The sequence below is a fragment of the Rhodococcus sp. NJ-530 genome (genome assembly GCF_003860625.1).
GTDB classification, from domain to species: Bacteria; Actinomycetota; Actinomycetes; order Mycobacteriales; family Mycobacteriaceae; genus Rhodococcus_F; species Rhodococcus_F qingshengii.
Genome location: NZ_CP034152.1, coordinates 1,835,202 through 1,861,629, shown reverse-complemented (window position 1 = coordinate 1,861,629; position 26,428 = coordinate 1,835,202). Strand labels below are relative to the sequence as shown.

General features: G+C 63.6%; 25 protein-coding genes and 1 pseudogene. 7 read left to right on the top strand and 19 right to left on the bottom strand.

All coding sequences use genetic code 11. The features are described 5' to 3' along the window. Window positions 1-61: 61 nt before the first annotated feature. Window positions 62-1,334: pseudogene (gene mdo / locus EHW12_RS08790) on the bottom strand (NDMA-dependent methanol dehydrogenase). A 361-nt stretch (window positions 1,335-1,695) separates the two neighbouring features. Between mdo and EHW12_RS08780 the strand changes: the two are divergent. Continuing rightward, window positions 1,696-2,751, top strand: a complete 1,056-nt coding sequence (locus EHW12_RS08780) for a ferredoxin--NADP reductase (RefSeq protein ID WP_003941851.1) — start codon at window positions 1,696-1,698, stop codon at window positions 2,749-2,751. On the opposite strand, the gene EHW12_RS08775 is transcribed toward EHW12_RS08780, so the two are convergent. Both EHW12_RS08775 and EHW12_RS08770 read right to left on the bottom strand, forming a co-directional pair. After that, window positions 2,723-4,027, bottom strand: coding sequence for a glycosyltransferase 87 family protein (locus tag EHW12_RS08775; RefSeq protein WP_125050503.1), 1,305 nt, complete (start codon window positions 4,025-4,027; stop codon window positions 2,723-2,725). The two genes, EHW12_RS08780 and EHW12_RS08775, sit on opposite strands and share 29 nt — an antisense overlap. Window positions 4,028-4,065: 38 nt before the next feature. Further along, window positions 4,066-4,803 (bottom strand): DNA alkylation repair protein, encoded by a 738-nt coding sequence (locus EHW12_RS08770; RefSeq protein ID WP_063314741.1) that lies wholly within the window; start codon window positions 4,801-4,803, stop codon window positions 4,066-4,068. A gap of 361 nt (window positions 4,804-5,164) precedes the next feature. Between EHW12_RS08770 and EHW12_RS08765 the strand changes: the two genes are divergently transcribed. Further along, window positions 5,165-5,533, top strand: a complete 369-nt coding sequence (locus tag EHW12_RS08765) for an SPW repeat protein (RefSeq protein ID WP_003941901.1) — start codon at window positions 5,165-5,167, stop codon at window positions 5,531-5,533. A gap of 71 nt (window positions 5,534-5,604) precedes the next feature. On the opposite strand, the gene EHW12_RS08760 is transcribed toward EHW12_RS08765, so the two are convergent. Further along, window positions 5,605-6,369 carry an aspartate/glutamate racemase family protein gene (locus tag EHW12_RS08760; protein WP_003941981.1) on the bottom strand — a complete coding sequence of 255 codons (765 nt, stop codon included), beginning with the start codon at window positions 6,367-6,369 and terminating at the stop codon, window positions 5,605-5,607. 42 nt (window positions 6,370-6,411) lie between these two features. Next, complete coding sequence (locus tag EHW12_RS08755) at window positions 6,412-7,647, bottom strand: FAD-dependent oxidoreductase (RefSeq protein WP_231783095.1); 1,236 nt, start codon at window positions 7,645-7,647, stop codon at window positions 6,412-6,414. Window positions 7,648-7,774: 127 nt separating this feature from the next. Here EHW12_RS08755 and EHW12_RS08750 point away from each other — a divergent pair, with 127 nt between their 5' ends. Genes EHW12_RS08750 through EHW12_RS08730 form a run of 5 tightly spaced genes read left to right on the top strand, consistent with a single transcriptional unit; the run spans window position 7,775 to window position 10,318 of the window. Then, entirely contained in the window at window positions 7,775-8,242 is a 468-nt protein-coding gene (locus EHW12_RS08750; RefSeq protein WP_003941912.1) for an Asp23/Gls24 family envelope stress response protein, read from the top strand. Beyond that, window positions 8,239-8,616, top strand: coding sequence for a hypothetical protein (locus tag EHW12_RS08745; RefSeq protein ID WP_125050502.1), 378 nt, complete (start codon window positions 8,239-8,241; stop codon window positions 8,614-8,616). Before EHW12_RS08750 ends, EHW12_RS08745 begins: the two co-directional genes overlap by 4 nt. A 1-nt stretch (window position 8,617) precedes the next feature. Continuing rightward, window positions 8,618-8,797 carry a hypothetical protein gene (locus tag EHW12_RS08740; RefSeq protein ID WP_003942043.1) on the top strand — a complete coding sequence of 60 codons (180 nt, stop codon included), beginning with the start codon at window positions 8,618-8,620 and terminating at the stop codon, window positions 8,795-8,797. Then, the gene (locus tag EHW12_RS08735; protein WP_241199126.1) at window positions 8,790-9,758 is read left to right on the top strand and encodes a DUF6286 domain-containing protein; all 969 of its coding nucleotides are present in this window, start codon (window positions 8,790-8,792) and stop codon (window positions 9,756-9,758) included. Before EHW12_RS08740 ends, EHW12_RS08735 begins: the two co-directional genes overlap by 8 nt. After that, window positions 9,755-10,318 carry a hypothetical protein gene (locus EHW12_RS08730; protein ID WP_054187810.1) on the top strand — a complete coding sequence of 188 codons (564 nt, stop codon included), beginning with the start codon at window positions 9,755-9,757 and terminating at the stop codon, window positions 10,316-10,318. Before EHW12_RS08735 ends, EHW12_RS08730 begins: the two co-directional genes overlap by 4 nt. A gap of 137 nt (window positions 10,319-10,455) precedes the next feature. On the opposite strand, the gene tuf is transcribed toward EHW12_RS08730, so the two are convergent. The 14 genes from tuf to EHW12_RS08660 form a co-directional block, all read right to left on the bottom strand. Further along, window positions 10,456-11,646, bottom strand: a complete 1,191-nt coding sequence (gene tuf / locus EHW12_RS08725) for an elongation factor Tu (RefSeq protein WP_003941926.1) — start codon at window positions 11,644-11,646, stop codon at window positions 10,456-10,458. A gap of 125 nt (window positions 11,647-11,771) precedes the next feature. Next, window positions 11,772-13,874 (bottom strand): elongation factor G, encoded by a 2,103-nt coding sequence (fusA, locus tag EHW12_RS08720; RefSeq protein ID WP_007728394.1) that lies wholly within the window; start codon window positions 13,872-13,874, stop codon window positions 11,772-11,774. 200 nt (window positions 13,875-14,074) lie between these two features. After that, window positions 14,075-14,545: a 30S ribosomal protein S7 gene (rpsG, locus tag EHW12_RS08715; RefSeq protein ID WP_003941856.1), complete on the bottom strand. Its 471-nt coding sequence runs from the start codon at window positions 14,543-14,545 to the stop codon at window positions 14,075-14,077. Next, a complete protein-coding gene (gene rpsL / locus EHW12_RS08710) occupies window positions 14,545-14,919 on the bottom strand; it encodes a 30S ribosomal protein S12 (RefSeq protein WP_003941908.1) in 375 nt (124 codons plus the stop codon). The genes rpsG and rpsL overlap by 1 nt, the downstream gene beginning before the upstream one ends. A 409-nt stretch (window positions 14,920-15,328) precedes the next feature. Continuing rightward, the gene (locus EHW12_RS08705; protein WP_125050500.1) at window positions 15,329-15,874 is read right to left on the bottom strand and encodes a DUF3558 domain-containing protein; all 546 of its coding nucleotides are present in this window, start codon (window positions 15,872-15,874) and stop codon (window positions 15,329-15,331) included. Beyond that, window positions 15,871-16,419 carry a DUF3558 domain-containing protein gene (locus tag EHW12_RS08700; protein ID WP_003941874.1) on the bottom strand — a complete coding sequence of 183 codons (549 nt, stop codon included), beginning with the start codon at window positions 16,417-16,419 and terminating at the stop codon, window positions 15,871-15,873. Before EHW12_RS08700 ends, EHW12_RS08705 begins: the two co-directional genes overlap by 4 nt. Window positions 16,420-16,502: 83 nt before the next feature. Next, a complete protein-coding gene (locus EHW12_RS08695) occupies window positions 16,503-17,114 on the bottom strand; it encodes a TetR/AcrR family transcriptional regulator (RefSeq protein ID WP_003942008.1) in 612 nt (203 codons plus the stop codon). Between the two features lie 60 nt (window positions 17,115-17,174). Continuing rightward, entirely contained in the window at window positions 17,175-17,960 is a 786-nt protein-coding gene (locus EHW12_RS08690) for an enoyl-CoA hydratase family protein (protein WP_007728400.1), read from the bottom strand. A gap of 13 nt (window positions 17,961-17,973) precedes the next feature. Next, on the bottom strand, window positions 17,974-19,134 hold the full coding sequence (locus EHW12_RS08685; RefSeq protein ID WP_003942033.1) for an acyl-CoA dehydrogenase family protein: 1,161 nt from the start codon (window positions 19,132-19,134) through the stop codon (window positions 17,974-17,976). Further along, window positions 19,134-21,119: a biotin carboxylase N-terminal domain-containing protein gene (locus EHW12_RS08680; RefSeq protein WP_125050499.1), complete on the bottom strand. Its 1,986-nt coding sequence runs from the start codon at window positions 21,117-21,119 to the stop codon at window positions 19,134-19,136. Before EHW12_RS08680 ends, EHW12_RS08685 begins: the two co-directional genes overlap by 1 nt. Window positions 21,120-21,127: 8 nt before the next feature. Continuing rightward, on the bottom strand, window positions 21,128-22,726 hold the full coding sequence (locus EHW12_RS08675; protein ID WP_042921023.1) for a carboxyl transferase domain-containing protein: 1,599 nt from the start codon (window positions 22,724-22,726) through the stop codon (window positions 21,128-21,130). Further along, complete coding sequence (locus EHW12_RS08670; RefSeq protein ID WP_042921024.1) at window positions 22,723-23,871, bottom strand: acyl-CoA dehydrogenase family protein; 1,149 nt, start codon at window positions 23,869-23,871, stop codon at window positions 22,723-22,725. Before EHW12_RS08670 ends, EHW12_RS08675 begins: the two co-directional genes overlap by 4 nt. Next, the gene (locus EHW12_RS08665; RefSeq protein WP_125050498.1) at window positions 23,868-25,589 is read right to left on the bottom strand and encodes an acyclic terpene utilization AtuA family protein; all 1,722 of its coding nucleotides are present in this window, start codon (window positions 25,587-25,589) and stop codon (window positions 23,868-23,870) included. The genes EHW12_RS08670 and EHW12_RS08665 overlap by 4 nt, the downstream gene beginning before the upstream one ends. Further along, the gene (locus EHW12_RS08660; protein ID WP_003941918.1) at window positions 25,586-26,407 is read right to left on the bottom strand and encodes a TIGR03084 family metal-binding protein; all 822 of its coding nucleotides are present in this window, start codon (window positions 26,405-26,407) and stop codon (window positions 25,586-25,588) included. The genes EHW12_RS08665 and EHW12_RS08660 overlap by 4 nt, the downstream gene beginning before the upstream one ends. Window positions 26,408-26,428: the final 21 nt, after the last annotated feature.

The following is a 26,428-nucleotide window of genomic DNA, read 5'->3' as shown; positions in this document are numbered from 1 at the left end:
CCCATGTGCGCCTTTTTGGTAGTGCGGGCTACCAAAAAGGCGCACGGGGCCGAAGGCCCTGCTAGAAGTACGACTTGTTGATCGCGTGATCGACAACCGGGATCATCGACTCCACGGTGACCTCACGGGGATTGCCCGGGGTGCACCAGTCGTCTTGAATGTGCTCGGAGATGGCGCGCACAGTCTTCTCGTCACCCTTGATGACATCACCACGGCCCTCGTACTTCTTGGTGTTCATCTGGTTCTTCGCGTACGAGTCGGTGCGAACCTGACCGAAGTTGTCGGGGATACCGACGTCCTTGGCCAGACGGATGGCAGCCTCGACGGCAGCATCTGCGGCCTGAACCGTGGTGAGGTTGCGAGTGTCGACACCGAGTGCGCCGGCCAACTGGGCGTAGCGCTCGTAGCGCGAAGGCAGGTTGTACTCCCACACACGCGGCAACGCGATTGCGTTGTTCAGACCGTGGTGGCTGTCGAAGAAGGCACTGACCGCGTGCGAGATCGAGTGAACGATGCCGAGGCCACCGGAGTTGAAGGCCTGCCCGGCAATGTACTGCGCGTTCATCATTCCCTCGCGGGCCTTGAGGTTGCGCGGCTCGAAGACGGCCTCGCGCAGGTTCTTCGCGACCAACTCGACCGAGTAGATCGCGTTACCGAGCGAAGGCGCGAAATCGAGACGAGACACGAAAGGCTCACTGCCGTGCGCGAGTACGTCGAAGCCGCAGTACGCGGTGAAATGCTGAGGGCAGGTGTAGTAGAGCAGCGGATCGTCGATCGCCAGGGTGACGATGGTCGCCTCGTCGAAGCCCACCCACTTGTGCGGGTTGTTCATGTCCGACGTGTCGGTGATGACGTACGCCCACGACGTCTCGGAACCCGTTCCGGCCGTGGTGGATACGGCGATATGGGGCGGGTTCTCCTTGTTGGTGGACTTGGCGAAGCCCTCGAACTCGTTGATGTTGCGACCGTCGTGTGCGATCACGACGCGAGCGCCCTTGGCGGCGTCGTGGCTCGAACCACCGCCGATCGAGATGATCGAGTCGCACTTCTCCTTCTGGTAGAGAGCCGCGGCCTCCATGACGTTGTAGTCCTTGGGATTCGACTCGACCTTGTCGTAGAGCACGACCTCGACACCCTGGTACTCGATCTTGCCGACGAGTTCCTCGATGATGCCCGAACCGCGCAGACCGGTCGTCATCAGAAGGGTGCGCTTGAAGCCGAGGTTCTTGGCCTCCACCCGATGATGTCGTGAGCGCCCACCCCATCAGGGCGCGAGGGAAGGGGTGGAACTCCTTGATGGGAAAGTCCCAGATCTGGTTGAGCTCGATAGCCATCGGTATCTCCTCAGGGATGTGCACGAATGTGACTGCGGGAGGGATTCGAGCCGAATCTTTGTGACCGGCGTCTCACCTGGTTCCCACTGTGTACCGACAAACAGCCCGTGCACAGACTTCGGCAGCTCAACCGCCCGGACGCCGCTCACGAACCGCCCGTTCGGGCAGGTCGACGCCACCCCGGACTGCCAGGACGGCTGGATCAGACCGCCATGGTTCCCGCTGATCGGGAACGTGTTGCTCGGCGACTACGATCCCCAGTAGCTTTTCATCACTGCTAACATTGAACTAGAACACGTTCTAGATGTTGCACTTCACTGACCTGCGCTTTACCCAGCTTCACGAGAGGACTAGCTTCGCGATGACGACAGTCGAGGTACCGCACAGCTCGCGATCGGCGGTACTCACCGTGTCCGGAGTCATCGAAGAGACTTCCGACGCCCGGTCGCTGGTGTTCGAGATTCCCGCAGAACTGAAGGACAAGTTCGACTACAAGCCAGGTCAATTCCTGACCCTGCGCATCCCGAGTGATCAGACCGGCTCGGTCGCACGCTGCTACTCGCTGGCCAGTTCACCCTTCACCGACGACGCCCCCAAGGTGACCGTCAAGCGAACCGTCGACGGCTACGGCTCCAACTGGTTGTGCGACAAGCTCCAGGTCGGCGACACCATCGAAGTGCTGCCGCCGTCAGGTGTCTTCACGCCCAAGTCGCTCGATCACGACTTCCTGCTCTTCGGTGCAGGCAGCGGTATCACTCCGGTGATCTCGATCCTCAAGTCCGCCCTCACGCAGGGCAGCGGCAACGTCGTGCTGATCTACGCGAATCGCGACGAGAAGTCCGTCATCTTCGGCGCCGAACTTCGCGAATTGGCAGCGCAACACCCCGGCCGCCTCACCGTTGTCCACTGGATCGAAACCGTGCAGGGACTCCCCGCCGTCTCACAGTTGGCGACACTGGCCAAGCCATTTGTCGCGTACGAGGCCTTCATGTGCGGTCCGGGCCCCTTCATGGACGCCGTCCACAAGGCACTGGCAGAGGCCGGCATGCCCCGCACGCAGGTTCACGCCGAGGTCTTCAATTCACTCGCGGGCGACCCGTTCCGTGACGTCGAGGTAGCCGAGGTCTCCGACGAGGAAGCAGCCGACGCCGCAACCGTCGAGGTCGAACTGGACGGTGAAACCCACACCCTCGTCTGGCCGCGCAAGCAGACGCTCGTCGACATCATGCTCGCCAAGGGCCTCGACGTGCCGTACTCCTGCCAGGAAGGCGAGTGCGGGTCGTGTGCCTGCACCGTCACCGAAGGCGAAGTTCAGATGGACAACTCCGAAATCCTCGACGCCGAGGACGTGGCGAACGGCTACATCCTCGGTTGCCAGGCGAAGCCGATCACCGATCACCTGAAGATCGAGTTCTGAACCCTGCCTCGATGCATGACGGCCCCTGATTCCCTGCGGAATCGGGGGCTTTGTCATGTTCGGAGTCTCCCGAGTCCCGCCGCGAAACCCACGCAGGCGCCGTTGTGGGCAACCGCCACAGCGCAAGAATCAGTACGAGGGTCACGATCAGGAAACCCTCACGAAGGACCAACCCGAACGGCAGCAGGAGCGGTGACGTCTCGATGAACTGCTGTCCCATACTCGGCCCGCAGTAGACGATGGCCAACCCCAGAGCGGCCGCACCGAACTGCAGCGGCGATCGAAGCCGAAAGAGAACCGTGACGGCAGCAGGCACGAGATACACCCAGTGGTGAATCCAGCTGATCGGCGAAAGAATCGGCGCGCTCAATCCGATCACCAACGCCGCATCGACCGCTCGCCCGACGCGATAGACATCTCGGGCGATCCATAGCGCTACCCCCGCGCACAGCACGGTCGACGGCATCGCCAGAGACGCTGTCCATGGGCCCAGCGCGGCAAGTCCGCCCTGCAGCGAACTGTTGCCGGCACTCGCGATCGCCTGCCCGCTCAAATCCACCCGGTCGCTGAGGTTCCAGACGACGTCCGACCAGAAGGTCCAGCTGACGGCCGGGTCCACCACTGCTGCGACGGCGGTCGCCGCGGCAAATCCGATCGAACTCCAGATCGCGAGTCGCCACTGCTTCGTGACGACGAAGTAGACGATGAAGAGAGCCGGAGTCAGCTTGATCGCGGCCGCGACGCCGATCAGCAGTCCTCGCGGAAACCACCGGCCGAATCTCGAATCCTCTCGGCGAGTCACGTCGAGCAGTACGAGCGCCATCAGCACCAAGTTCACCTGGCCGAATGAGATGTGCGCACTGACGATGGGAGTCACCGACACGGCCAGGACCAATGCCGCCATGACAAGCGGCCGCTTGGGGACGCGAGCGGGAGTGAACCTCGCAACCGTCCACACCAACGCCGCGATGCACAATCCCGACCACAGCAGATAGGCAGTCCACCAGCCGAAGAGGACAGTCGGCCAGAGGAAGATCACCGCGAATGGGGTGTAGGTGAACGGCATACCCTCTTCGACGATCAACGGGCCGGACAGATTGCCCTCGTAGATGTTCGATCCCGCTGCGAACGCCTGGGCAGCGTAGCGGTAGACGAGAAAATCAACGGGTTCGACGGCTCGAACGGAGTACACGAGATAACACAGAGCTGCGACGCCGGCAGCGATCAGTGAACCGATCGTCACAATTCGAGACGCCTCGACACGGGTGGCGGGCATACCGAGAATCGTCCCACAACCTACCGAGCGGTACTTCGCTAGCGGGCCGCCCGGAAGTGCGCTCGCTCGTCTGCGGTCAGGTGTTCGCACGCGTAGCTCAGTGCCGTGCGTCCCATGTCTGCTGCATTCTTCGCGAGGAAACCGGTCAACAAATCCCGGTCCACCCGCTTGCCCACCTCGCGGAGCATCCAGCCCATCGCTTTCTGGGTCAGGTCTCGTCGATCACCCAGCACCCGCGCGGCAAGCTCGAGCGTGGTCGACCCGTCGCCGCGAGTGATGAATCCGTAAGTCGTCAGCAGCGCCACCCGTCGTCGCCACAGGTCACCCGAATCGGAAAGCTCGAAGATCAGCCGGCGATCTCGGTCGTACAGCCAGCCGCCGAGGATCTGTCCGGCGGACGAATCCACGAGATCCCAATTGTTCACCCGCCCGTCCTCGACAGCGCTGAGATAGAAGTCGGCGATGCGGGAGCGACTCTCGTCGTCGAAAAATTTTGGGCGACTGACCTTTTCGAATCGAGCAACAAGGATCAACAGACCGGCCAAGCGATGCTCGTGGACGTCGCTGTCGAGAAGGAGGCGTACCTGAGACAACTCGAGACCGACATGCTTCTTCACCACCGAACGCGTCTTCGGTACTCGCACGCCGATGAAGACGTCACCCTCGCCGTACTCCCCCGGCGCTGTCTTGAAGAACTTCTGTAGCTGGACGGCATCCGCGGGATCCGCGAGGTCGGCCAACTGTTCGATCACGTCCTGGGCACTCGATTGCGTCACCCCAGAACCTTCTCACGGGTCGTCTGTGCGGACTCTTCGATTCTCTCAGCGTCCTCACACCGTGTGCCCTGCTCGGCCACAGGTCGGCAGACGACACTCGAGGACAGTCAGTGAAAGGACCACCCATGATCACCGCCGCTATCGCATTCACCACTCTCACCCTCATGGCACTCTCGGGACATATCGCGGCCAGCGCTCCGCGCGGGCTCGTGGCAATCCGGACGAATAGTCACAAATCTTGATATTCGAGCCTCCACATCGCCTCTAACTGCAACGCGAATGCAATTGGCGGAGAGTTGATCTCGATCTGCCGCGGGCGTGTACTACAGGTGGACACACTCTCGTCTTTGGAGGTCTCGTCATGAAGTCGTGGAATCGAATGCAAGATGCCGTCGCGGTGGTTCTCGGCGTCTTTGCGGCTCTCTCGCCGATGTGGCTCGACACCACCGATCGGGCAATGTGGTCACTCGTCGTCCTGGGTGTCCTGGTTGCACTGTCGGGTCTGGCGCACATGGCACGTCCGGACATGGCCATGGCGGATTACGCGATGGGCGTTTTCGGCGTCTTGATGTTCATTTCACCCTGGGTCATGAGCTTCGACGCTCTACGCGGTGCGTCGTGGACGGCCTGGGTGGTCGGGGTCCTGACCGTTGTGGTCGCGGTGAGTGCGATGCCGGTGATGAGTGCGCGGATGCATCACGGGGGTCACGGCGGAGTAGCCGCCCATTGACAGAGCGGAGTAGCCGCCCATTGACGGAGCGGAGAAGCTGCCCATTGATGAATGGCTGGCTGCAGGCTGGATCAGGCTTTGATCGCGCCCAACAACCGCCCGGCGTCGAAGGCTTCGGCGCTGGGCGGTAGCGCGCCCGGACGTCCACTCACGAAAACCTCGACGGTTCCCGATCCTTCACCCGCGTCACCGAGCCCGTCGATCCGCCGCAGGGTCTGTCGTGCAACGGCTTCGGCACTGTCGAAGAGTGTGACGCCGGCGGGTAGCCGCGCTGCGATTTCGTCCGCGAGCAGTGGGTAGTGCGTGCAGCCGAGGACAACGCCGTTGACGTCGTCCGGCGTCCGGGCCACTGCGGATTCGATGGCTGCAAGTGCGGCTGCACGATCACCGAGGTCTATCGAATCGGCCAGGCCGTGGCACGGCACCCCGACGACCTTGGCGCCGTTGCCGAACTGTTCGATCAGATCGGCTTGGTACCGGCTGGCAGTCGTCGCGGCGGTAGCCCAGATCGCCACTGAATCGCACGCGGCGGCCGCGGGCTTGATCGCGGGCACCGTTCCGATGACCGGCACACCCGGTCCGACCAGTTCGCGGACGTGTGGGAGAGCGGTGACGCTCGCGGTATTGCATGGAAGAACGATGACCTGAGCCCCACGATCGAGGCTCCGCCGCACCGCACCGAGTACCCGGTCGACGACCCACGGCTCGGGCTTGGGCCCCCAGGGGGCGCCGTCCGGATCGAGGGACAGCACAAGATCGAGATCCGGGCGCAGGCGTCTGAGCCACGCAGAGGTAGGGAGCAGGCCCAGTCCCGAGTCGATGAGTGCAACGATCACCGCACAAATCTATCGCCTCGGAACCGGTCCTGCCTCATCCGTTCAGGCCGGTGTGGACTCCAACACGTCCGAGATGGGCGTGCCGGCTGCGATCTTCGCGCGCATCTTCATCACAGCTCCCGCGCTACCGCCGCCGACGACAGCTGCCAGCACACCGTCGCGCTCGTAGTATGCGACGAACTTTCGGCCGTCGTCCTTCACGATGTGAACGGTGTCCGTGGGTGCGACGGTCCCCAATGCCTGGATCTTGACGTCGTACTGATCGCTCCAGAAGTACGGAACCTGCGCCGGCGCATCCGGATCACCCGTTCCGGTGATCGCTCCCGCCAGGATCTTGGCCTGGTCCCCAGCATTGGTCCAGTGTTCGACACGCTTGCGTCGATCTCCGATCTGCCAGGACGCGACGTCGCCGACCGCCCAGACGTGTTCGGTGCTGGTGCGGCCGACACCGTCGCAGAGCACTCCGTTGTCGAGTTCGATCCCCGAACCGTCGAGCCATTCCGTGACCGGCACCGAACCGACTCCGATCGCGACCACGTCGACCGGGATTTCCGAACCGTCGCTCAAGGTCGCAGCGGCAACCGCTCCGTCGCCGGACAACGAGGTCAAGCCCGTACCGACTCGGACGTCGATGCCCTCGTTCCGATGCAGACGTTCGACGAGGGCGCCGACGGTGGGGCCGAGCACCGACGCCAGCGGCGTCGGCTGGGGTTCGAGCAACACGACGTCGACGCCGTGAGACTTCATGCTCGCGGCCAGTTCGCAGCCGATGAAGCCGGCCCCGACGATCAGCGCACGCTTACCGGGAGCAAGGTCGGCGCGGAGGGCCAACGCTTCCTCGATGGAGCGCAGAACGTGCACTCCGGACAACTCCGGAAGGCCGGCGATGCGACGCGGAGTCAGTCCGGTCGCGATGACCAACTCGTCGTAGTCCAGGGTGGATCCGTCGGCGAACGCCACCGACTTGGCGACCGTGTCCACCGAGGTTGCCGGCGAACCGAGCTTGAGATCGACCTTGTTCTCGACGTAGAACTCGGCCGGACGCAAGGTCGTCTCGTCCTTGTCGCCGCGGATCACTTCCTTCGACAACGGAGGCCTGTCGTAGGGCAGATGCGTTTCCCCACCCGCGAGCGTCAATTCACCTTCGAAACCCGCTCGTCGCAGTTCCTCGACGGTCCGCAGTCCCGACAAACCCGCACCCACGATCACTATCCGTGCCACCACGTACCACCCTGTCCGACCCACGTCACTTGCAGCGCTCACTATGAACGCCGTCACTATTTGCCTCCGACTCTGCCATACCAAATGCCGGAGTAGGTGTGGTGCATCCCGCATGGTCACCTACCAGTCACTACAGTTGGAGGTACTTCAGACGCACGCACTGACACATGAGCAGGGAGCCCCCATGACCAGCGATTCCAGTGAAAAGAACAGCGTCCGATTCGGCGCCGACGGTGGCGCGGAACTAGTCAGCACCCAGGGTAAGACGATCATCGCCGACGCCGTGGTCGCCAAGATCGCCGGTATCGCGACCCGCGAGATCAACGGCGTGTACGACGTCGGCGGGGGCACAGCGCGTGCGGTGGGGGCACTTCGCGACCGCATACCGGGCGCCCGCGTCAACCATGCCCAGGGCGTGGCGGTGGAGGTAGGCGAGAAACAAGCCGCCATCGACATCGGCATTGTCGCCGAGTACGGCGTCGCACTCCACGAACTGGCGGTAGGTATCCGCCGCAACGTCATTGCCGCAGTGGAAAGCATGACGGGTCTCGAGGTCACCGAGGTCAACATCACCGTCTTCGACGTCATGCTCTTCGAGGATGCAGAGAGCGGCGGCAGTACCGATCCGGAAGCCAAGCCGAGGGTTCAGTGAGTACCGCCGACGCCGGCCGCGAGATCGACGCGGCCGAGGTAGTCGCCGACGCGGTTCTTGCCATCCCGGAAGTGGCAGATCTGCACGGAGGACAGTTCGGCGAAGTGGGAACCTACCTCCCCGGACGCCGCATCACCGGCGTCGTCGTCGACGAAAACTCCTGTGCTGTACACATTTCCGTTCACTATCCGGCAGACGTTCGCAGCGTCGCCGAACGCGTACGAGTGGTGGTGGCGAGATTGGTCGACGTACCGGTGAACGTGACCGTCGGCGACCTGTCGACAGCGGGATATCTACCCGTTGATTCCGAAAATGCAGTCACCGAGCCTGCCACCGTCACAGACATTGCACCGAACATTCGAGAAGGGAACTGACATGAACAGCACCACCGTCGGACTGCTGGTCGGTCTGCTCCTCGCACTCGCCGGAATCATGGGTGGGTTCAGCGGTTTCGTCTTCGCAGTCCTGCTCGGCGCCGCCGGTATGGCGATCGGAGCACACCGCGACGGACATCTCGACCTCGGCGCGATCCTCCGAAGCCGTGGCCGTGGCTGAGTCGTCCGATCCCAGCGCAGCGGGCGATCCTGGCCTACGCGGCTCCTTGGTCATCAAGGACCGTGCGATGGCCAAGATCGCCACGGCCGCAGCGGTGAACGTCCCGGGGGTGGTCCGCCAGTCCGGTGGCTTGACCCGCCTGACCGGACGCGACCTTCCGCGAGCCGACATCTCGATGGGTAGCGACGCCGTCGCGATCAATCTCTTCCTCGCCGTGTCCTGGCCGTGTTCGGTCACCGAGTTGACCGGCCGGGTGCGAACGGAAGTCGGACGCAGCGTCGAATCGCTGACCGGGCTTCCACTCCACGACATGAACGTGATGATCGCGGCAACCGAGGGTTCTGACGACTCCTGTGTTTCCGGCGTCGAGATCGCGGAGGGCCCGGCACAGCAGGCACTCTCGGATCCGATTCCGCCGCGGGTCCCCTCTGCGAACCCGGCGGCCGCGGTTTCGGCCGTCGTCATCGCGTGTGGTCTACTCGCACTCGCCTTCGTCGTCTCGCGCGAATGGTTCATCAACCGTGGAACTTTCGAATCGGCGCCCTGGATCCGAAACTCCGTGGAGTGGACGTCTCGCCTGCACTGGCAACCGTGGCTGCTTCCGGTGGCGATCGCTGCCGTTGTCGCGGGTGTTGTCCTGATAATGTCGGCGATCAAACGCCGTGCGAAAACCCATGTCCCACTCGGGAACTCGAGCGCATCGACGGTGTGGATGCGGCCGACTGACATTGCACGTCTGTGCAGTAGCCACGCAGCGGTCGTTCCCGGCGTCGGCTCGGCTCACACCAGCGTCGACCGTAAACACGTCAAGGTCCACATCGAATCGACCGGTGGCGATCGAGCTGAACTTGCCGCAGCCGTCGACGCGGCGGTTCGGCCCCACCTCGCGATACTGCAGCGGCCACTGCAACTTTCGGTTGTCGTGCGAGAAACTGTAGTACGACGAAAGGACGCCTCGTGAACCGTTGGATCTCCGCGGTCGATCGGATCATCGTCCTCATCGTCGGAATCGCACTCCTCGCGGCGGGCGCATACGCCATCGCGTGGGACGCGGGCGCGTCGCTGATTCGAACCTGGGTGTCACGCTTCGATCGGGAGGTCCTCTTCGGCCTTCCGGAGGAGCCGTGGTGGCACTGGGTACTGTCGGGCACCTTCGTCCTCTGTGTCTTCGCCGGTTTCGGGCTGTTGTACCTGAACCTTCGCCGGCGCCGCACAAGCGCAGTCACATTGCGGCACAACGAATCCGGTACCGACGTCAGCGTGGATCTCGGACCCGTCGCAGACGGCGTAGCGGCCGAGCTCGCTCAGCTGACCGGCGTGCGGAGCACCAAGAGCAAAGCGACGGTCGATCGCGGATTGCCGACGCTGTCGATTGTCGTCACTGCAGATCCGTCGATCGACGTCGCCGGATTCACCGCTTCGGCCGAACGTATCGCCGGCGCAACCAGGCGCAGCCTGGACGGCTCGACCGTCGCAGTACAGGTTCTGCTGCACCTCGACCGGGTGGAAGCCAACAAGTAAGTAAGAACCACGCAGGCACCCGATCACCGAACACTCGATCACAGGCCACCCGATGGAAGACACAGAAAAGGCGCTCACTCCCCGAAGGGAATGAGCGCCTTTTTCAGTGCTGTGAATCAGCTAGCGAGACAAGAGTCTCACTTGATGATCTTGGCAACCTTGCCGGCGCCGACCGTACGGCCGCCTTCGCGAATTGCGAAGCGCAGGCCCTCGTCCATGGCGACAGGCTGGATCAGCTTGACGGACATCTCGGTGTTGTCACCGGGCATGACCATCTCGGTGCCCTCAGGCAGCGTCACGACGCCCGTAACGTCCGTGGTACGGAAGTAGAACTGCGGGCGGTAGTTGTTGAAGAACGGGGTGTGGCGGCCGCCCTCGTCCTTCGACAGGATGTATGCCTGGCCCTCGAACTCCGTGTGGGGAGTCGTGGTGCCCGGCTTGACGACAACCTGTCCACGCTCGACATCTTCGCGCTTGATGCCACGAACGAGCAGTCCGACGTTGTCGCCGGCCTGGCCCGAGTCGAGCAGCTTGCGGAACATCTCGATACCCGTGACCGTGGTCTTGGTCGAGGTTTCCTTGATGCCGACGATCTCGACCTCTTCGTTGACGTTGACAACGCCACGCTCGATACGACCGGTGACAACGGTGCCACGGCCGGTGATCGTGAAGACGTCCTCGACGGGCATGAGGAAGGGCTTCTCGGTCTCACGAATCGGGTCCGGGATGGACTCGTCGACAGCAGCCATCAGGTCGAGAATGGACTGCGTCCACTTCGGGTCACCCTCGAGTGCCTTGAGTGCCGAGATCGGAATGACGGGGGCTTCCTCGTCGAATTCCTGAGCGGCCAGCAGTTCGCGGACCTCCATCTCGACGAGCTCGAGGATCTCGTCGTCGTCAACCATGTCGGCCTTGTTCAGGGCGACGAGGATGTAAGGAACGCCAACCTGGCGAGCGAGCAGGACATGCTCGCGCGTCTGGGGCATCGGGCCGTCGGTAGCTGCGACGACGAGAATAGCGCCGTCCATCTGAGCTGCGCCGGTGATCATGTTCTTGATGTAGTCGGCGTGACCCGGTGCATCGACGTGCGCGTAGTGGCGCTTTTCCGTCTGGTACTCAACATGCGAGATGTTGATCGTGATGCCACGAGCCTTTTCCTCGGGAGCCTTGTCGATCTGATCGAAGGCCGAAGCCTCGTTCAGGTCGGGGAATGCATCCGCGAGAACCTTGGTGATGGCCGCCGTCGTCGTGGTCTTGCCGTGGTCGACGTGACCAATGGTGCCGATGTTCACGTGCGGCTTCGTCCGCTCGAACTTCGCCTTCGCCACTTTGTGTCCTCCTGGACTGTTGTTGCTTGCCGTATGCAGCAGTGCGGTTGGTTGTTACTAGGTCGTGCTTCGTGCCGGAAGAAACCGAGGTTACTTGCCGGCGCGGGCTGGGGAGCTCGCTGTGCTTACTCGCCCGTCGCCTTGGCGATGATTTCCTTCGAGACGTTCGCGGGAACCTCTGCGTAGGAATCGAACACCATGGAGAAGTTCGCTCGGCCCTGGGTCTTCGACCGCAGGTCACCGATGTAACCGAACATCTCCGAGAGCGGAACCAGCGCCTTCACGACACGGGCACCACTGCGTTCCTCCATGGCCTGGATCTGGCCACGGCGGGAGTTGAGGTCGCCGATCACGTCGCCCATGTACTCCTCGGGCGTTGTGACCTCGACAGCCATGAGCGGCTCGAGAATGACGGGGCCGGCCTTGCGGGCGGCTTCCTTCAGTGCCTGCGAACCGGCAACCTTGAACGCCATTTCCGAGGAGTCGACGTCGTGGTAAGCACCATCGAGCAGCGACAGCTTCAGGTTCACGAGCGGGTAGCCGGCGAGAACACCGTACTGCATCGCGTCCTGCGCACCGGCATCCACGGAGGGGATGTACTCGCGCGGGATACGTCCGCCGGAGACCTTGTTCTCGAACTCGTAGGTAGCACCGTCTTCGCCCACGAAAGGCTCCAGAGCGATGATGACCTTTGCGAACTGGCCCGAGCCACCCGTCTGCTTCTTGTGGGTGTAGTCGTGCTTCTCGACCTTCTTGGTGATGGTCTCGCGGTACGCAACCTGCGGCTTACCGACGTTCGCCTCGACCTTGAACTCGCGACGCATGCGGTCGACGAGGATGTCGAGGTGGAGCTCGCCCATACCGCCGATGACGGTCTGACCGGTCTCTTCGTCGAGCTCGACCGAGAAGGTCGGGTCCTCTTCGGCGAGCTTCTGGATCGCGACGCCCAGCTTTTCCTGGTCGGACTTGGTCTTGGGCTCGATGGAGACCTGGATGACCGGCGCGGGGAACGACATCGACTCGAGGACGATGGGGCTCGCCTGATCGCACAAGGTGTCACCGGTGGTGGTGTCCTTGAGGCCGATCATTGCGTAGATGTGGCCGGCTACGGCCTCGTCTACCGGGTTCTCCTTGTTGGCGTGCATCTGGAAGAGCTTTCCGATGCGCTCCTTCTTGCCCTTGGTTGCGTTGAGCACCTGAGCACCCGGATCGATACGACCCGAGTACACGCGGACGAAGGTCAGCTTGCCGAAGAACGGGTGAGCAGCGATCTTGAAGGCGAGAGCCGAGAACGGCTCGTCCTTGCTCGGCTTGCGAGTGATCTCTACTTCTTCGTCACCGAGCTTGTGGCCGATGACCTCGCCGATGTCCAGCGGGTTCGGAAGGTAGTCGATGACCGCGTCGAGCATGGGCTGAACGCCCTTGTTCTTGAACGCAGAGCCACAGAGAACCGGGTACAGCTCGGAGGCGACCGTCATCTTGCGGATGGCGCCCTTGATCTCCTCGATGGTGAGCTCTTCGCCGCCGAAGTACTTCTCCATGAGAGCTTCGTCGGACTCTGCAACCGTCTCGAGCAGCTTCTCGCGGTACTCGGCAGCCTTCTCGACGAGATCCGCGGGGATCTCCTCGATGGTCGGAGCGGTTCCCGTCGGGACCACGCCGCGCCAGGTGATGGCCTTCATCTCGACCAGGTCGACGACGCCGTCGAAGTCGTCCTCAGCGCCGATGGGCAGCTGGAGAACGAGCGGCTTCGCGCCCAAGCGGTCGATGATGGTCTGGACTGTGAAGTAGAAGTCCGCGCCCATCTTGTCCATCTTGTTGACGAAGCAGATGCGCGGAACGTCGTATTTGGCAGCCTGACGCCAAACCTGCTCGGACTGCGGCTCGACACCCTCTTTACCGTCGAAGACAGCAACTGCGCCGTCGAGCACGCGCAGCGACCGCTCCACCTCGACCGTGAAGTCGACGTGGCCGGGGGTGTCGATGATGTTGATCTGGTTGTTGTTCCAGAAGCAAGTCACGGCGGCAGACGTGATCGTGATGCCGCGTTCCTTCTCCTGCTCCATCCAGTCCGTCGTCGACGCACCGTCGTGCGTCTCACCGATCTTGTAATTGACACCGGTGTAGAACAGGATGCGCTCGGTGGTGGTGGTCTTGCCGGCATCGATGTGCGCCATGATGCCGATGTTGCGGACCTTGTTCAGGTCAGTCAGCACTTCCTGTGCCACAGGTTTCTTCCCCGCTCGTTGCTTGGTTTTCGGGTGTCGGCCTTATCGGTGTGTTCCACCGTCAGGGCCATGGTCTTTCAATTATGTCTCTGCCGAGGCGAACCTGGCCACCTGCGTCCGGAATCCGTCGCGATGATCAGGCCGCCAACGGCGACAAGCGTCGGAGCCCCACCCGATGGCAGTTGCTCCGACGCTTTACATCACCAGCGGTAGTGGGCGAATGCCTTGTTGGCTTCGGCCATCTTGTGAGTGTCTTCGCGACGCTTCACAGCTGCACCGAGGCCATTGCTGGCATCGAGGAGCTCGTTGGCGAGACGCTCGACCATGGTCTTCTCACGACGTGCACGCGAGAAGGTGACCAGCCAGCGCAGTGCCAGCGTGGTGGAACGACCGGGGCGAACCTCGACCGGCACCTGGTAGGTAGCGCCACCGACGCGGCGGCTACGAACCTCGAGTGCAGGCTTGACGTTGTCCAGGGCGCGCTTGAGGGTGACGACCGGATCGGTGCCGGTCTTCTCGCGTGCCTGCTCGAGAGCCTGGTACACGATTCGCTCTGCGGTGGACTTCTTGCCGTCCAGCAGGATCTTGTTGACGAGCTGCGTCACCAACGGGGAACCGTAAACCGGGTCGTTGATGAGCGGGCGCTTCGGAGCGGGGCCCTTACGTGGCATTAGCTCTTCTCCTTCTTGGCGCCGTAGCGGCTGCGTGCCTGCTTGCGACCCTTGACACCCTGGGTGTCGAGGGAGCCGCGGATGATCTTGTAACGGACACCCGGGAGGTCCTTCACACGACCGCCACGGACGAGCACCATGGAGTGCTCCTGAAGGTTGTGACCTTCACCGGGGATGTACGCGGTGACCTCGACCGAAGTCGTGAGGCGAACACGTGCGACCTTACGGAGCGCGGAGTTCGGCTTCTTGGGGGTGGTGGTGTACACGCGAGTGCACACGCCACGACGCTGCGGGCTGCCCTTGAGGGCTGCCGTCTTGACCTTGGCGGTCTTGTCGCGGCGACCCTTGCGGACCAGCTGGTTGATGGTTGGCATTTACCGGCTTTCTTGTGACGAACAGACTGCTCGAGCGAACTCGGGCCGTTCGAAAACGTGGCTGTTCTGAAATTAGGGATCTAGCAGTTGGAGCAAGAGAGCTGCTGCTCCTCACCCACCTCAGAGTCTGTACTCAGCACTTTCATGCCGCGCACTGCCCCCGAGGTCGGGCGTGTCGCATACCCCCACACAGGCAGCCGGATGCTCGTTCATCAGCAGTTTCTGCTCGAACGCGCGCACGGCAATACCTAGCTAGGCACACAGATCGGCCCGGGCATGCCGGACACGACCCATAACGATACCTGTCGGCGCGCCACGAGGTCAAAGCGAGGCCACGGTGATAGTGACCTCACGCTCTGACCAGACACTCTGGCTGCACACTCAGACCACGCAGCCGGACCGGTCGCGATCAGATGCTGCGGTTCAACGTCAACGCGCCGAGCTTTGCCGCAGCCTCGCACGGATCCGCGCCGCCTTGCGGCTCGGTGACCCACCAACCGAACACTCCCCCGGCCGGTGCGCTCGCGCTCACCCCGCAGCTCTGCGGATCGGCCGGCTGGCGAACCTGGTACCCGCCACTGCCGTTGATGTCGATTTTCGCCACCACGTATCCCAGATGCTCGAATGCAGCGCGCTCGTGATCGAGGGTGCCCGTCTCGAACCAGTTGAAGGTGATCTTGATCGGACCCGCAGCTCCGATGCCGTCCCAACGGCAGATAGCGCCGAAGAACCCACGCCCGACGGCGTCGGCACCCACGGCACCGGCGATCTGCTCGTCGGTGACGGCTTCGCATTCTTGGAGGACGTTCGCGAATTCCTGGCTGTCACTACCGCCGTAGCTGCCCTCCGTACGAGGAGTCCCGGTGACCACCGAGCCGCAGCCTGTCAGCAGAACCAGCGACCCCGCCAAGGCGAGTCCGATCCTTATGCGCTTCACGGCGCCCTCGAACTTCACTGTGCCCTCGAAACTGTTTTTTCCATCAGATCCCGCGCCACCGTGCATGGATCCGCGGTCGGTGGCAGCAAACCGTAGGTGATCGACCAGTGCACGAAGTCTCCGCCGAACGCGATACCCAACTCGCACAACGAACCTGCGGTGGACGCGATGAAGCCCTGGTGTCCACCGATCGTGATGTCGTCGGCAGGACGTCCGAGCAGGTCGGACCCGGCCCGTTCGCGGCCGATCGGGCTACCGCGGTACCAGGAGAAACTGACGCTCGGACCGTTCGAACCGGCGACTTCCCACTGGCACCCGACGCCGTTGCGCGTCGTCGTCGCAAAAGCGCCGAGATTGAAGGCGTTGACAACTTCCTCGTCGGTCACCGAGCCGCATTCGGCGAACATCGGGCCCGGATCCGTAGGTGCGAGTGCCTGCGAACCCGCACCGTCGCCCGGCTGATCGACGGACCCGTCACCGGAGCTGCAGCCGACCACGGCCGAGAGCACGGCAGCCGAGACCAATACCGAAGTCCCGATCGAAGTGAGAGTGCGTGCGGCCATGGAGCCGACTGTACTTCTCGGTGGCCCCCGACACACGCCACGTGCGCGTCGAGAGCACCGGCGCCGGCCCCGCCGCTACCGATTCAGGGAGTTGCCACCGGTACCCGAACAAGCGTGGAATCCAATTGCGCCGCCCACTGTTTGACCACCTCGGTGCGTCGGCGCGAGTCGTCTGTCAAGACATCAGCCAGCCCCAGCCCGCGGGCCAGGTCCAGGGTCGCCTGTACCAAGCGGTGCGTCACCGGGTCGGAGTCGTCGACACCCAGACTCTCGACGGCCATGCGGTGCGCGATGCGCCCGAATCGTTCCTCGAGGGGCAGTACGCGGGCACGCAGGTCGGGGTCGGAGGCAGCGGCCGTCCACACCTGCAGTGCTGCTTTGAACAGAGTCCCGGTGTAGTACTCCACCAACCGCGAAATGATCGCCTCGGTTCGTCCGGCACCCACCGGAAGGTCGGTCGATTCCTTTCGTGCCTGATCCATCCGGGCGTCGAACATCACCTCGAGCGCCGCGGTGATGAGGTCCTCGCGGGTCGGGAAGTGATGCTGCATCGCGCCTCTGGACACCCCGGCACGCTGCGCGACGACGCTCATCGTCGTTGCGCTCCACCCGAGTTCGGCGAGACACTCCACAGTCACTTCGAGCAGGTGGGAGCGCGTGACTCGACTTCGGTCCTGCTTGGGCTCTCGAGTCATCGCGCCGCCATCCCTTCTACTTCTGTGTTCCAGCGCTTCTGTGTCCCAGCTGCGCAGTTTCTACTGCGCCCAGGCTGCTGGACGCTTCTGCAAGAAAGACATCATGCCCTCACGAGCCTCGTCAGAGGAAAACAGCCGAGCCGACTGCGCGATCATCTCCTCGCCGTCCCGGTCGAATCCAGCCAGGACCGAACGCGTCGTGATCCACTTCGATTCGGCAAGTCCCTGCGGTGAACATTGGCGCAAGGTGCCGAGCAGTTCGGTGATCGACTCCTCCGTGTCCTGCGACGCGGAGGTGACGAGTCCGATGGATTCGGCCTCGTGCTGGCCGAACTTCTCGCCGGTGAGCAGATAGCGGCTCGCAGATCGCTGGTCGAGCCTCGGTAGGACCGTGAGCGAAATGATGGACGCTGCCAAACCCAACCGTGATTCCGTCACCGCGAAGGTGCTCGCCGGTCCGGCGACGACGATGTCGCACGCCCCGACAAGACCCATGCCTCCGGCCCGGACGTGACCGTCGATCCGCCCGATCACCGGCTTGGGAAGCTCGAGAATGCTGCGCAAGAGTGTCAGCATCCCCCGTCCTCGCTCCTTGACGGCGTCCTCCGGTGATGCGGACGAACCGGAGGCCTCACTGAGATCGGCTCCCGCACAGAATGTTCCACCGGTGTGGGTGAGTACCACCGCTCGAACTGCCGGATCGGCGGCAGCCGACGTCAACCCAGCCTGCAACTCCGTGACCAACCGCGTCGAAATCGCGTTGCGGTTGTGGGGTGAGTCGAGAGTGATCGTGGCAGCACCGCCCGATACTTCGTACCGTACGTATGGCTTGTCCTGATCCGTCATGAGTCGCCTCTTCCTAGTAGGACCGTGGCAGACCGAGGGAATGCTGTGAGACGAAGTTGAGGATCATCTCGCGGCTCACCGGCGCGACACGGGCGATACGAGCCGCACCGAGCATGGCGGCCAGTCCGTATTCCTTCGTCAGTCCTGCGCCGCCATGCGTCTGGATCGCCTGATCGAGCGCCTTGATGCTGGCTTCGGCGGCGGCGTACTTGGCCATGTTCGCGGCTTCGGCAGCACCGAAATCGTCACCGCTGTCGTAGAGCACCGCGGCCTTCTGCATCATCAGCTTGGCGAGCTCGAGTTCGATCTTCACCTGCGCGAGTGGATGCGAAATGCCTTGGTGCGCACCGATCGGCGTCTTCCACACCGTGCGCTCGTTGGCGAACTTCACTGCGGCGTTCAGGGCGTAACGGCCCATGCCGATGGCCATCGACGCACCCAGGATGCGCTCGGGGTTGAGGCCGGCGAACAACTGCATCAGGGCGGCATCGGCTTCGCCGACCAGAGCGTCGGCCGGCAGACGGACGTCGTCGAGGAAGAGGATGAACTGGTGGTCCGGTTCGATGATGTCCATCTCCATCTGCGTCTTCACGAATCCGGGAGAATCCGTGGGGACGATGAACAGAGCGGGCTTGAGCTTGCCCGTCTTGGAGTCCTCGGTCCGCGCAACGACGAGGACCGCGTCAGCCTGATCGACACCCGAGATGTAGATCTTGTTGCCGCTCAGGATCCAGTCGTCGCCATCCCTGCGTGCCGTCGTGGTGATCTGATGAGAGTTGGAACCAGCGTCGGCCTCGGTGATTCCGAACGCCATGATCTTGGAGCCGTCGGCGAGGCTGGGTAGCCACTGCTGCTTCTGCTCCGCCGTGCCGTACTTGCCGATGATGGTGCCGCAGATGGCCGGGGATACGACAACCAGGAGCAGACCGGCACCCTGCGCCGCCAATTCCTCCTGCACCAGCGCGAGTTCGTAGATGCCTGCACCGCCGCCGCCGTATTCCTCCGGCAGGTTGACGCCCAGGAATCCGAGTTTGCCCGCCTCGTTCCACAATTCGGTGAGCGGCTCCCCCTTTCGCGCCTTGGGCAGCACGTAGTCGACGTAGTTGAAGCGCTCACCCAGTTTGGAAACGGATGCCCGCAGTTCCTTCTGCTCTTCGGTTTCGATGAAACTCATCATGCTTCCTCTTCTGTAGCGGGTTCTTCCACACGTGCGAGTACCGATCCGACCTCGACCTGCTGGCCGACGGCGACCGGAAGTTCCACCAGGACACCGGCAGTCGGCGCGGTGACGGTGTGTTCCATCTTCATGGCCTCCAGCCACAGAATCGGCTGGCCGGCGGTGACGGTGTCACCGAGTGCGGCACCGAGGCGGATGACCGATCCCGGCATCGGAGCGAGCAACGAACCGGCGGCGACTTCTGCCGACGGATCCACGAAGCGCGGTGCTGCCGTCAACGCGACGGGTCCGAGCGAGGAGTCGACAAAAATCTCACTCCCGTAGGCCGCAACGTCGAACGAGCGCTGTACTCCGCTCTGCTCGAGCACTACCCGGGTCGCAGTTGCCGATACCAGGCGCACGTCGTCGAAGCCTTCTGCACTCAGCACGCCGCTTCGGCTCAGGGAGTAGCGGACGTCGTACTCGCCCGACGCAGTGGAATAGCTCTTGCTCTGCGGCTGCGACGGGAGGTTGCGCCACCCGCTGGGCAAGCGGCCGATGACGCGGGCCGACGCCCGGTTGTGCGCGGCATCGGCAAGTGCCGCCGCCAGCGCCGAGAGTCTTTCGGCGGCGGTATCGGCCAAGGGCGTAGACAGCTTCTCGAGGTCGTGAGTCTCGAAGAAGGCAGTGTCGGTGTCTCCGGCAATGAAGGCGGGGTGGGCCAGGACGTTGACGAGCAGGTCGCGGTTGGTGCGCAGGCCGTGAATCCTGGTGCGCGCCAGCGTCGATGCGAGCAGCCGGGCAGCTGCGGTCCGCGTCGGCGCGTACGAGATGACCTTGGCCAACATCGGGTCGTAGTGGACGCCGACAACACTGCCGTCGACGACGCCGGAGTCGAGGCGAACGCCCTGCTCACGCAGAACACTGAATTCTTGCGGGTCACCGGGCAACTCGATGTGGTGGACGGTTCCGCTCTGCGGCTGCCAGTTCTTGGCGGGGTCCTCGGCGTACAGGCGCACTTCGATCGAATGCCCCCGGATCTCCGGCTGTTCGTCCGGAAGTGCTTCACCTGAAGCGACCTGCAATTGGAGTTCCACCAGATCGAGTCCAGTGGTGCACTCGGTGACCGGATGCTCCACCTGCAAACGCGTGTTCATTTCCAGGAAGAAGAAGTCGCCTTTTTCGTCAGCCAGGAATTCAACGGTTCCTGCGCCTTCGTAACCGATGGCGTTGGCGGCGAGCCGCGAGGCATCGAACAGCTTGTCGCGCATGGCGGGGATGCGTTGCACGAGCGGCGACGGTGCCTCTTCGACCACCTTCTGATGCCGACGCTGGATCGAGCACTCGCGCTCCCCCACCGCCCACACCGCACCGTGGCGGTCGGCCATGACCTGAACCTCGATGTGCCGACCGGTCTCGAGGTACCGCTCACAGAAGACTGTCGGGTCGCCGAAAGCGGACTGCGCCTCACGCCGCGCCGCTTCCAGTTCGCCGTCCAGCGCCGACAATTCACGAACGACACGCATTCCGCGTCCGCCGCCGCCCGCCGACGCCTTGATCAGCACCGGCAGATGAGCCTCGGTCACCGCGGCGGGATCGAGTTCGGAGAGCACCGGCACTCCGGCGGCGTCCATGATCTTCTTGGACTCGACCTTCGACCCCATGAGCTCGATGGATTCGACGGGCGGGCCGATCCACGTCAGTCCCGCGTCGATGACGCTGCGCGCGAACTCCGCGTTCTCGGAGAGGAATCCGTATCCGGGGTGAATCGCGTCGGCGCCCGAAGCCTTGGCGGCGGCGATGACGAGCTCACCCCGCAAGTAGGTCTCGGCGGGCGTGTTACCCGGCAGGCGAACCGAAGCATCGGCTTCGGCGACGTGCGGGCTGTCGGCATCTGCGTCGGAAAATACCGCGACCGTGCCGATTCCGTTCTTGCGGCAGGTTGCAAAGACACGGCGGGCGATTTCGCCACGATTGGCGACCAGTACTGAAGTGATTGTCACGGCGTGCCTCACATACGGAAGACGCCGAAGTTGTCGGTGCCTTCGATCGGGGCGGTGGCGATGGCCGACAGGCACATTCCCACCACGGTGCGGGTGTCTCGGGGATCGATGACGCCGTCGTCGTACAGACGACCCGACAGGAACATCGGGAGTGACTCGGCCTCGATCTGGTTCTCGATCATCGCGCGCATGCCGGCATCGGCCTGCTCGTCGAATACCTGGCCGCGCGCCTCGGCAGCAGCGCGTCCCACGATGGAGATGACGCCGGCGAGCTGCGCACCGCCCATGACGGCGGACTTGGAACTGGGCCACGCAAAGAGGAACCGCGGATCGAACGCGCGTCCGCACATACCGTAGTGACCGGCGCCGTAGGACGCTCCGAGCAGGATCGAGATGTGCGGAACCTTGGAGTTGGCAACCGCATTGATCATCATCGATCCGTGCTTGATCATGCCGCCCTCCTCGTATTCCTTACCCACCATGTACCCGGTGGTGTTGTGCAGGAACAGCAACGGCGTGTTGGAACGATTGGCGAGCTGGATGAACTGCGTGGCCTTCTGTGATTCCTCACTGAAGAGCACTCCACGTGCGTTCGCCAGGATGCCGATCGGGTAGCCGTTGAGCTCGGCCCACCCGGTCACGAGGGAGGAACCGTAGAGCGGCTTGAACTCGTCGAAGTCGGAACCGTCGACGATACGGGCGATGACCTCACGCGGATCGAACGGGATCTTAAGGTCGGCCGGAACGATGCCGAGCAACTCTTCCGGATCCTCGAGCGGTTCGATGATCTCCGCGCGCGGCGCCGGCCCCTTCTTGGTCCAGTTGAGCCGCTTGACGATCGAGCGCCCGATGCGGATCGCGTCCTGCTCGTCGGCGGCGAAGTAGTCGGCCAACCCGGACTTGCGAGCGTGCATTTCGGCGCCGCCGAGTGCCTCGTCGTCGGATTCCTCACCGGTGGCCATCTTGACCAGCGGCGGGCCTGCGAGGAACACCTTGGAGCGTTCCTTGATCATCACGACGTGGTCGGACATGCCCGGGATGTACGCACCGCCGGCCGTCGAGTTACCGAAGACCAGTGCAATGGTGGGGATTCCGGCTGCGGACAGCTGAGTGAGGTCACGGAACATACGCCCGCCCGGGATGAACACCTCTTTCTGCGTCGGCAAGTCTGCGCCACCGGACTCTACGAGGGAGATCACCGGGAGGCGGTTCTGCATGGCGATGTCGTTGGCCCGGAATCCCTTACGCAGCGTCCACGGATTGCTGGTGCCGCCGCGCACGGTGGGATCGTTGGCGACGATCAGGCATTCGACACCTTCGACGACGCCGATACCGACCACAGTGCTGGCGCCGACCGGGAAGTCACTCCCCCACGCAGCGAGGGGACACAGTTCGAGGAACGGTGAATCCTGATCGAGCAGGAGTTCGATCCGCTCGCGTGCCAGGAGCTTTCCCCGCTTGTGGTGCCGCTCGGTGTACTTCTCGCCGCCACCCGCCAACGCCTTGGCGTGCTCGACCTCGATCTCGGCGAGCTTGGTGTTCATGGTCGAAGTTGCGGTCTTGTACACCTCGGAATTGGTGTCCAGTGTTGACCGGATGACACTCATGACTGATACCCCAATCGCTTGGCCGCGAGGCCGGTGAGGATTTCGGTGGTTCCGCCACCGATTCCCAGAATTCGCATGTCCCGGTACTGCCTCTCCACTTCGCTTTCCTGCATGTATCCGAGGCCGCCGAACAGCTGAACGGCTTGGTTCGCAACCCATTCGCCCGTCTCGACTGCCGTGTTCTTGGCGAAGCACACCTCGGCGATCAGATCGCCGTCACCGGCCATGTGCCGTTCGATCACCGAGTGCGTGTACACCTTGGCGACGTCGATCTTGCGGGCCATCTCGGTGACGGTGTTCTGCACGGCCTGCCGGCTGATCAGGGGGCGACCGAAAGTCTCGCGGGCGCGACACCATTCGAGGGTCAGCTCCAGGCAACGCTCTGCACTGGCATACGCCTGCGCGGCGAGAGCGACACGTTCGGAAACAAATGCCTGGGCGATCTGTGCGAAGCCGCTGTTCTCTGCGCCAACCAGATTCTCCACCGGAACCCGAGCGTCGACAAAGGACAGTTCCGCGGTATCGGATGCGCGCCAGCCCATCTTCTCGAGTTTGCGCGAGACGGTGAATCCCGGTGTGCCCTTCTCGATCACGAGCAGTGAGACACCACCCGCACCAGGGCCACCGGTGCGGACGGCGGTGACAACGAAGTCGGCGCGAACACCAGAGGTGATGAACGTCTTGGCCCCGTTTACGACGTAGTGATCACCGTCGCGCTTGGCCGTTGTCGTCAGGTGGCCGACGTCGCTGCCACCGCCGGGTTCGGTGATGGCGAGCGAGCCGATCTTGTCGCCGCGCAGGGTCGGCTTGACCCACTTCTCGATCTGCGCCTCGTCGCCGGCCGCGATCAGGTGCGGCACCGCGATGCCGCAGGTGAAGAGCGATGCGAACAGCCCGCCCGATGCACCTGCCTGATGCATCTCCTCACAGATCACGATGGAGTCGACGGCGTCGCCGCCCTCACCACCGGCCGATTCGGGTGCGCTGGCCCCGAGGAGTCCGAGAGCGCCTGCCTTGCGGTGCAATTCGCGCGGAATCTCGCCGTCTCGCTCCCACTGCGTCAGATGCGGCAGAATCTCCTGGTTCACGAATCCGCGTACGGTCTCGCGAAGCGCAAGCCTTTCCGGTGTGGTCCACACGGTCACCGTGAATCCTCTTTCTCGTCAGTTACGGGGAGTAGCGAAATCGGGATGTCGATGTGGCGCGAACGCAGCCATTCACCAATTCCCTTGGCCTGCGGATCGAACCGCGCCTGCGAGGCGACACCCTGACCGAGAATTCCCTCGATCACGAAGTTGACGGCACGAAGGTGCGGAAGCTGGTAGCGAGTGACGTTCAGGTCTGCTGCTTCCGGTAGCAGTTCCTTGAGCATCTCGACGGTCAGTGTGTGCGCCAACCACTTCCACTGATCGTCCGTGCGAACCCAGACGCCGACGTTGGCATTTCCGCCCTTGTCGCCGCTACGGGCACCGGCGATCGTGCCGAGTGGTACTGAAAGCGACGTCTGTGGCGGCAACGGCTCCGGACGCTCCGGTTCGCCGACGGGTTCGAGGTCCTGCGTCAACGTGGACGGAGCGATGTCCACGCGCGTGCCGTCCGGCAGTACGGCCACGTGCGGCACCGATCCCGCGTCGACGTAGCCGGGGGTGAACACTCCGTACGGTTGGCCGTTGCTCGGCGGAGCCGTCAGCGAGAAGCCGGGGTAGCTGGCAAGTGCCATTTCCACCGCAACCGCGGAGAAAGGGCGACCGATCACCTTGGGGTCGGAATCGCGAACCACGCAGCGCAGCAACGCACTCGCGGTTTCCTCGGTGTCGGAATCCGGATGATCCGTGCGAGCGAGAGTCCAGACCAGTTCGGCGGGCTTCTTCGTCAGCCAGGATTCGAGCTGAGTCTTCGCCAGATCGGCCTTGGCCTCGATGTCGAGACCCGTGAGGATGAAGGTGGCCTCGTTACGGAACCCGGCCAGCGTGTTCAGGGAGACCTTGTACTGCGGCGGCGGAGCCTCGCCCGTGACGCCGCTGATCAACACCCGGTCCGGGCCTTCCTGGGTGAGCACTGCGTTGTCGATGCGGGTCGTCACGTCCGGGCCTGCATAGCGTCCACCGGTGATCTCGTACAGCAGCTGCGCCGTCACCGTGCCGACGCTCACCTCGCCGTCCGTTCCGGCGTGCTTGGTGATGACCGAGGTTCCGTCCGCGTTGATCTCGGCGATCGGGAAGCCAGGCCGGCCCAGATTGGGAATCTCTGTGAAGAACGCGTAGTTGCCGCCGGTGGCCTGGGTTCCGCACTCGATGACGTGGCCCGCCGCGACAGCACCGGCAAGCTGATCGAAATCATCTCGCTTCCAACCGAAATGGTGAGCGGCCGGACCGACGATCACCGACGCATCGGTGACCCGTCCGGTGACCACGACATCGGCGTCGGCCGACAATGCTTCGACGATGCCCCAGGCGCCGAGGTACGCATTGGCCGTCAGTGGGGAGCCGAGTCCGAGTTCGTCTGCCCGAGAGATCAAATCGTCGCCCTCGACGTGGGCGATCTTCGCGTTCAACCCCAGCTTGGTGTTGACCTCGCGCAACGCGTCGGCCAGTCCGGCGGGATTGAGACCGCCTGCATTCGCGACGATCTTCACCCCCTTGTCGAGCGCAAGGCCGAGCGCGTCCTCCACCTGCCGCAGGAACGTCTTCGCGTAGCCGAGCGACGGGTCCTTCATCCGATCCCGCCCGAGGATCAACATCGTCAGTTCGGCCAGGTAGTCGCCGGTCAGGTAGTCGAGTTCGCCGCCCTCGAGCATCTCGCGCATCGCCGAGACGCGGTCGCCGTAGAACCCGGAGCAGTTACCGATCCGTACCGAACTCATTTGCCCACCTTCGATGCTCGTCCCTCACCGCTGGATCCGACGGCGGCTCGTCCCTCACCGCTGGGTCCGGCAAAGGCCTGCGCGAACCCGAGCCACTCGTCCGCATCGGCACCCACGGCGACCAGATCGAGATCGGCGCGATTGGCACGCTGGGTGACCAGCAAGCAGAAGTCCAACGCCGGCCCGGTGACCTTCTGCGGCGCATCTTCCGGCCCCCAGGTCCAGAGCGACCCGTCCGGCGCGGTCAACTCAACCCGGAAATCGTCGGCGGGCGGCGTCTTCTCGTTGACCGAGTACGCGAAGTTTCGCGTCCGCACACCCAGGTGAGCGATGTTCTTGATGCGCGCCGTCGGAGCGCGTTCGACGCCGAGTGCGTCGGCAACGTCCTGCCCGTGCGCCCACGTCTCCATCAGTCGCGCGGTAGCCATGGAGACACCGCCCATGGGCGGGCCGTACCAGGGGAACTTGGTTCCGGCCGGGGCGGCGGTGAGCGCCTCGACGAGAGCGGTGCGCCCCGCTCGCCAATCGGCGAGCAACTCCGCCGGCTGGCGGGCCGCCTGTTCGGCAGCACCGTCGTCGACAAACCCTGCCGGGTTCACGAACGCCGCCTTCAACTGCTCCGCGAACCCGTCCGGGTCGGTGATCGCCAGGATCGCTGCACTGTCCGTCCAGTGCAGGTGCCCGATCTGATGTGCGATGGTCCACCCTTCCGCAGGCGTCATTGTCGCCCACTTCTCCTCGGGCAGATCCGCAACCAGGGCGTCGAGGCTCTCGCCTTCGGCCCGCAAGTCATCGATGAACGTCTGAAGTTCGGCCATGCGACCAGCATCACACTCACA

What these genes read in the sequence shown, in the direction of transcription:
- EHW12_RS08780 (WP_003941851.1), top strand. Translation starts at nt 1,696, where the DNA reads ATGACGACAGTCGAGGTACCGCACAGCTCGCGATCGGCGGTACTCACC.
- EHW12_RS08775 (WP_125050503.1), bottom strand. Translation starts at nt 4,027, where the DNA reads ATGCCCGCCACCCGTGTCGAGGCGTCTCGAATTGTGACGATCGGTTCA.
- EHW12_RS08765 (WP_003941901.1), top strand. Translation starts at nt 5,165, where the DNA reads ATGAAGTCGTGGAATCGAATGCAAGATGCCGTCGCGGTGGTTCTCGGC.
- EHW12_RS08750 (WP_003941912.1), top strand. Translation starts at nt 7,775, where the DNA reads ATGACCAGCGATTCCAGTGAAAAGAACAGCGTCCGATTCGGCGCCGAC.
- EHW12_RS08740 (WP_003942043.1), top strand. Translation starts at nt 8,618, where the DNA reads ATGAACAGCACCACCGTCGGACTGCTGGTCGGTCTGCTCCTCGCACTC.
- rpsG (WP_003941856.1), bottom strand. Translation starts at nt 14,545, where the DNA reads ATGCCACGTAAGGGCCCCGCTCCGAAGCGCCCGCTCATCAACGACCCG.
- rpsL (WP_003941908.1), bottom strand. Translation starts at nt 14,919, where the DNA reads ATGCCAACCATCAACCAGCTGGTCCGCAAGGGTCGCCGCGACAAGACC.
- EHW12_RS08700 (WP_003941874.1), bottom strand. Translation starts at nt 16,419, where the DNA reads ATGGCCGCACGCACTCTCACTTCGATCGGGACTTCGGTATTGGTCTCG.
- EHW12_RS08695 (WP_003942008.1), bottom strand. Translation starts at nt 17,114, where the DNA reads ATGACTCGAGAGCCCAAGCAGGACCGAAGTCGAGTCACGCGCTCCCAC.
- EHW12_RS08690 (WP_007728400.1), bottom strand. Translation starts at nt 17,960, where the DNA reads ATGACGGATCAGGACAAGCCATACGTACGGTACGAAGTATCGGGCGGT.
- EHW12_RS08685 (WP_003942033.1), bottom strand. Translation starts at nt 19,134, where the DNA reads ATGAGTTTCATCGAAACCGAAGAGCAGAAGGAACTGCGGGCATCCGTT.
- EHW12_RS08675 (WP_042921023.1), bottom strand. Translation starts at nt 22,726, where the DNA reads ATGAGTGTCATCCGGTCAACACTGGACACCAATTCCGAGGTGTACAAG.
- EHW12_RS08665 (WP_125050498.1), bottom strand. Translation starts at nt 25,589, where the DNA reads ATGAGTTCGGTACGGATCGGTAACTGCTCCGGGTTCTACGGCGACCGC.
- EHW12_RS08660 (WP_003941918.1), bottom strand. Translation starts at nt 26,407, where the DNA reads ATGGCCGAACTTCAGACGTTCATCGATGACTTGCGGGCCGAAGGCGAG.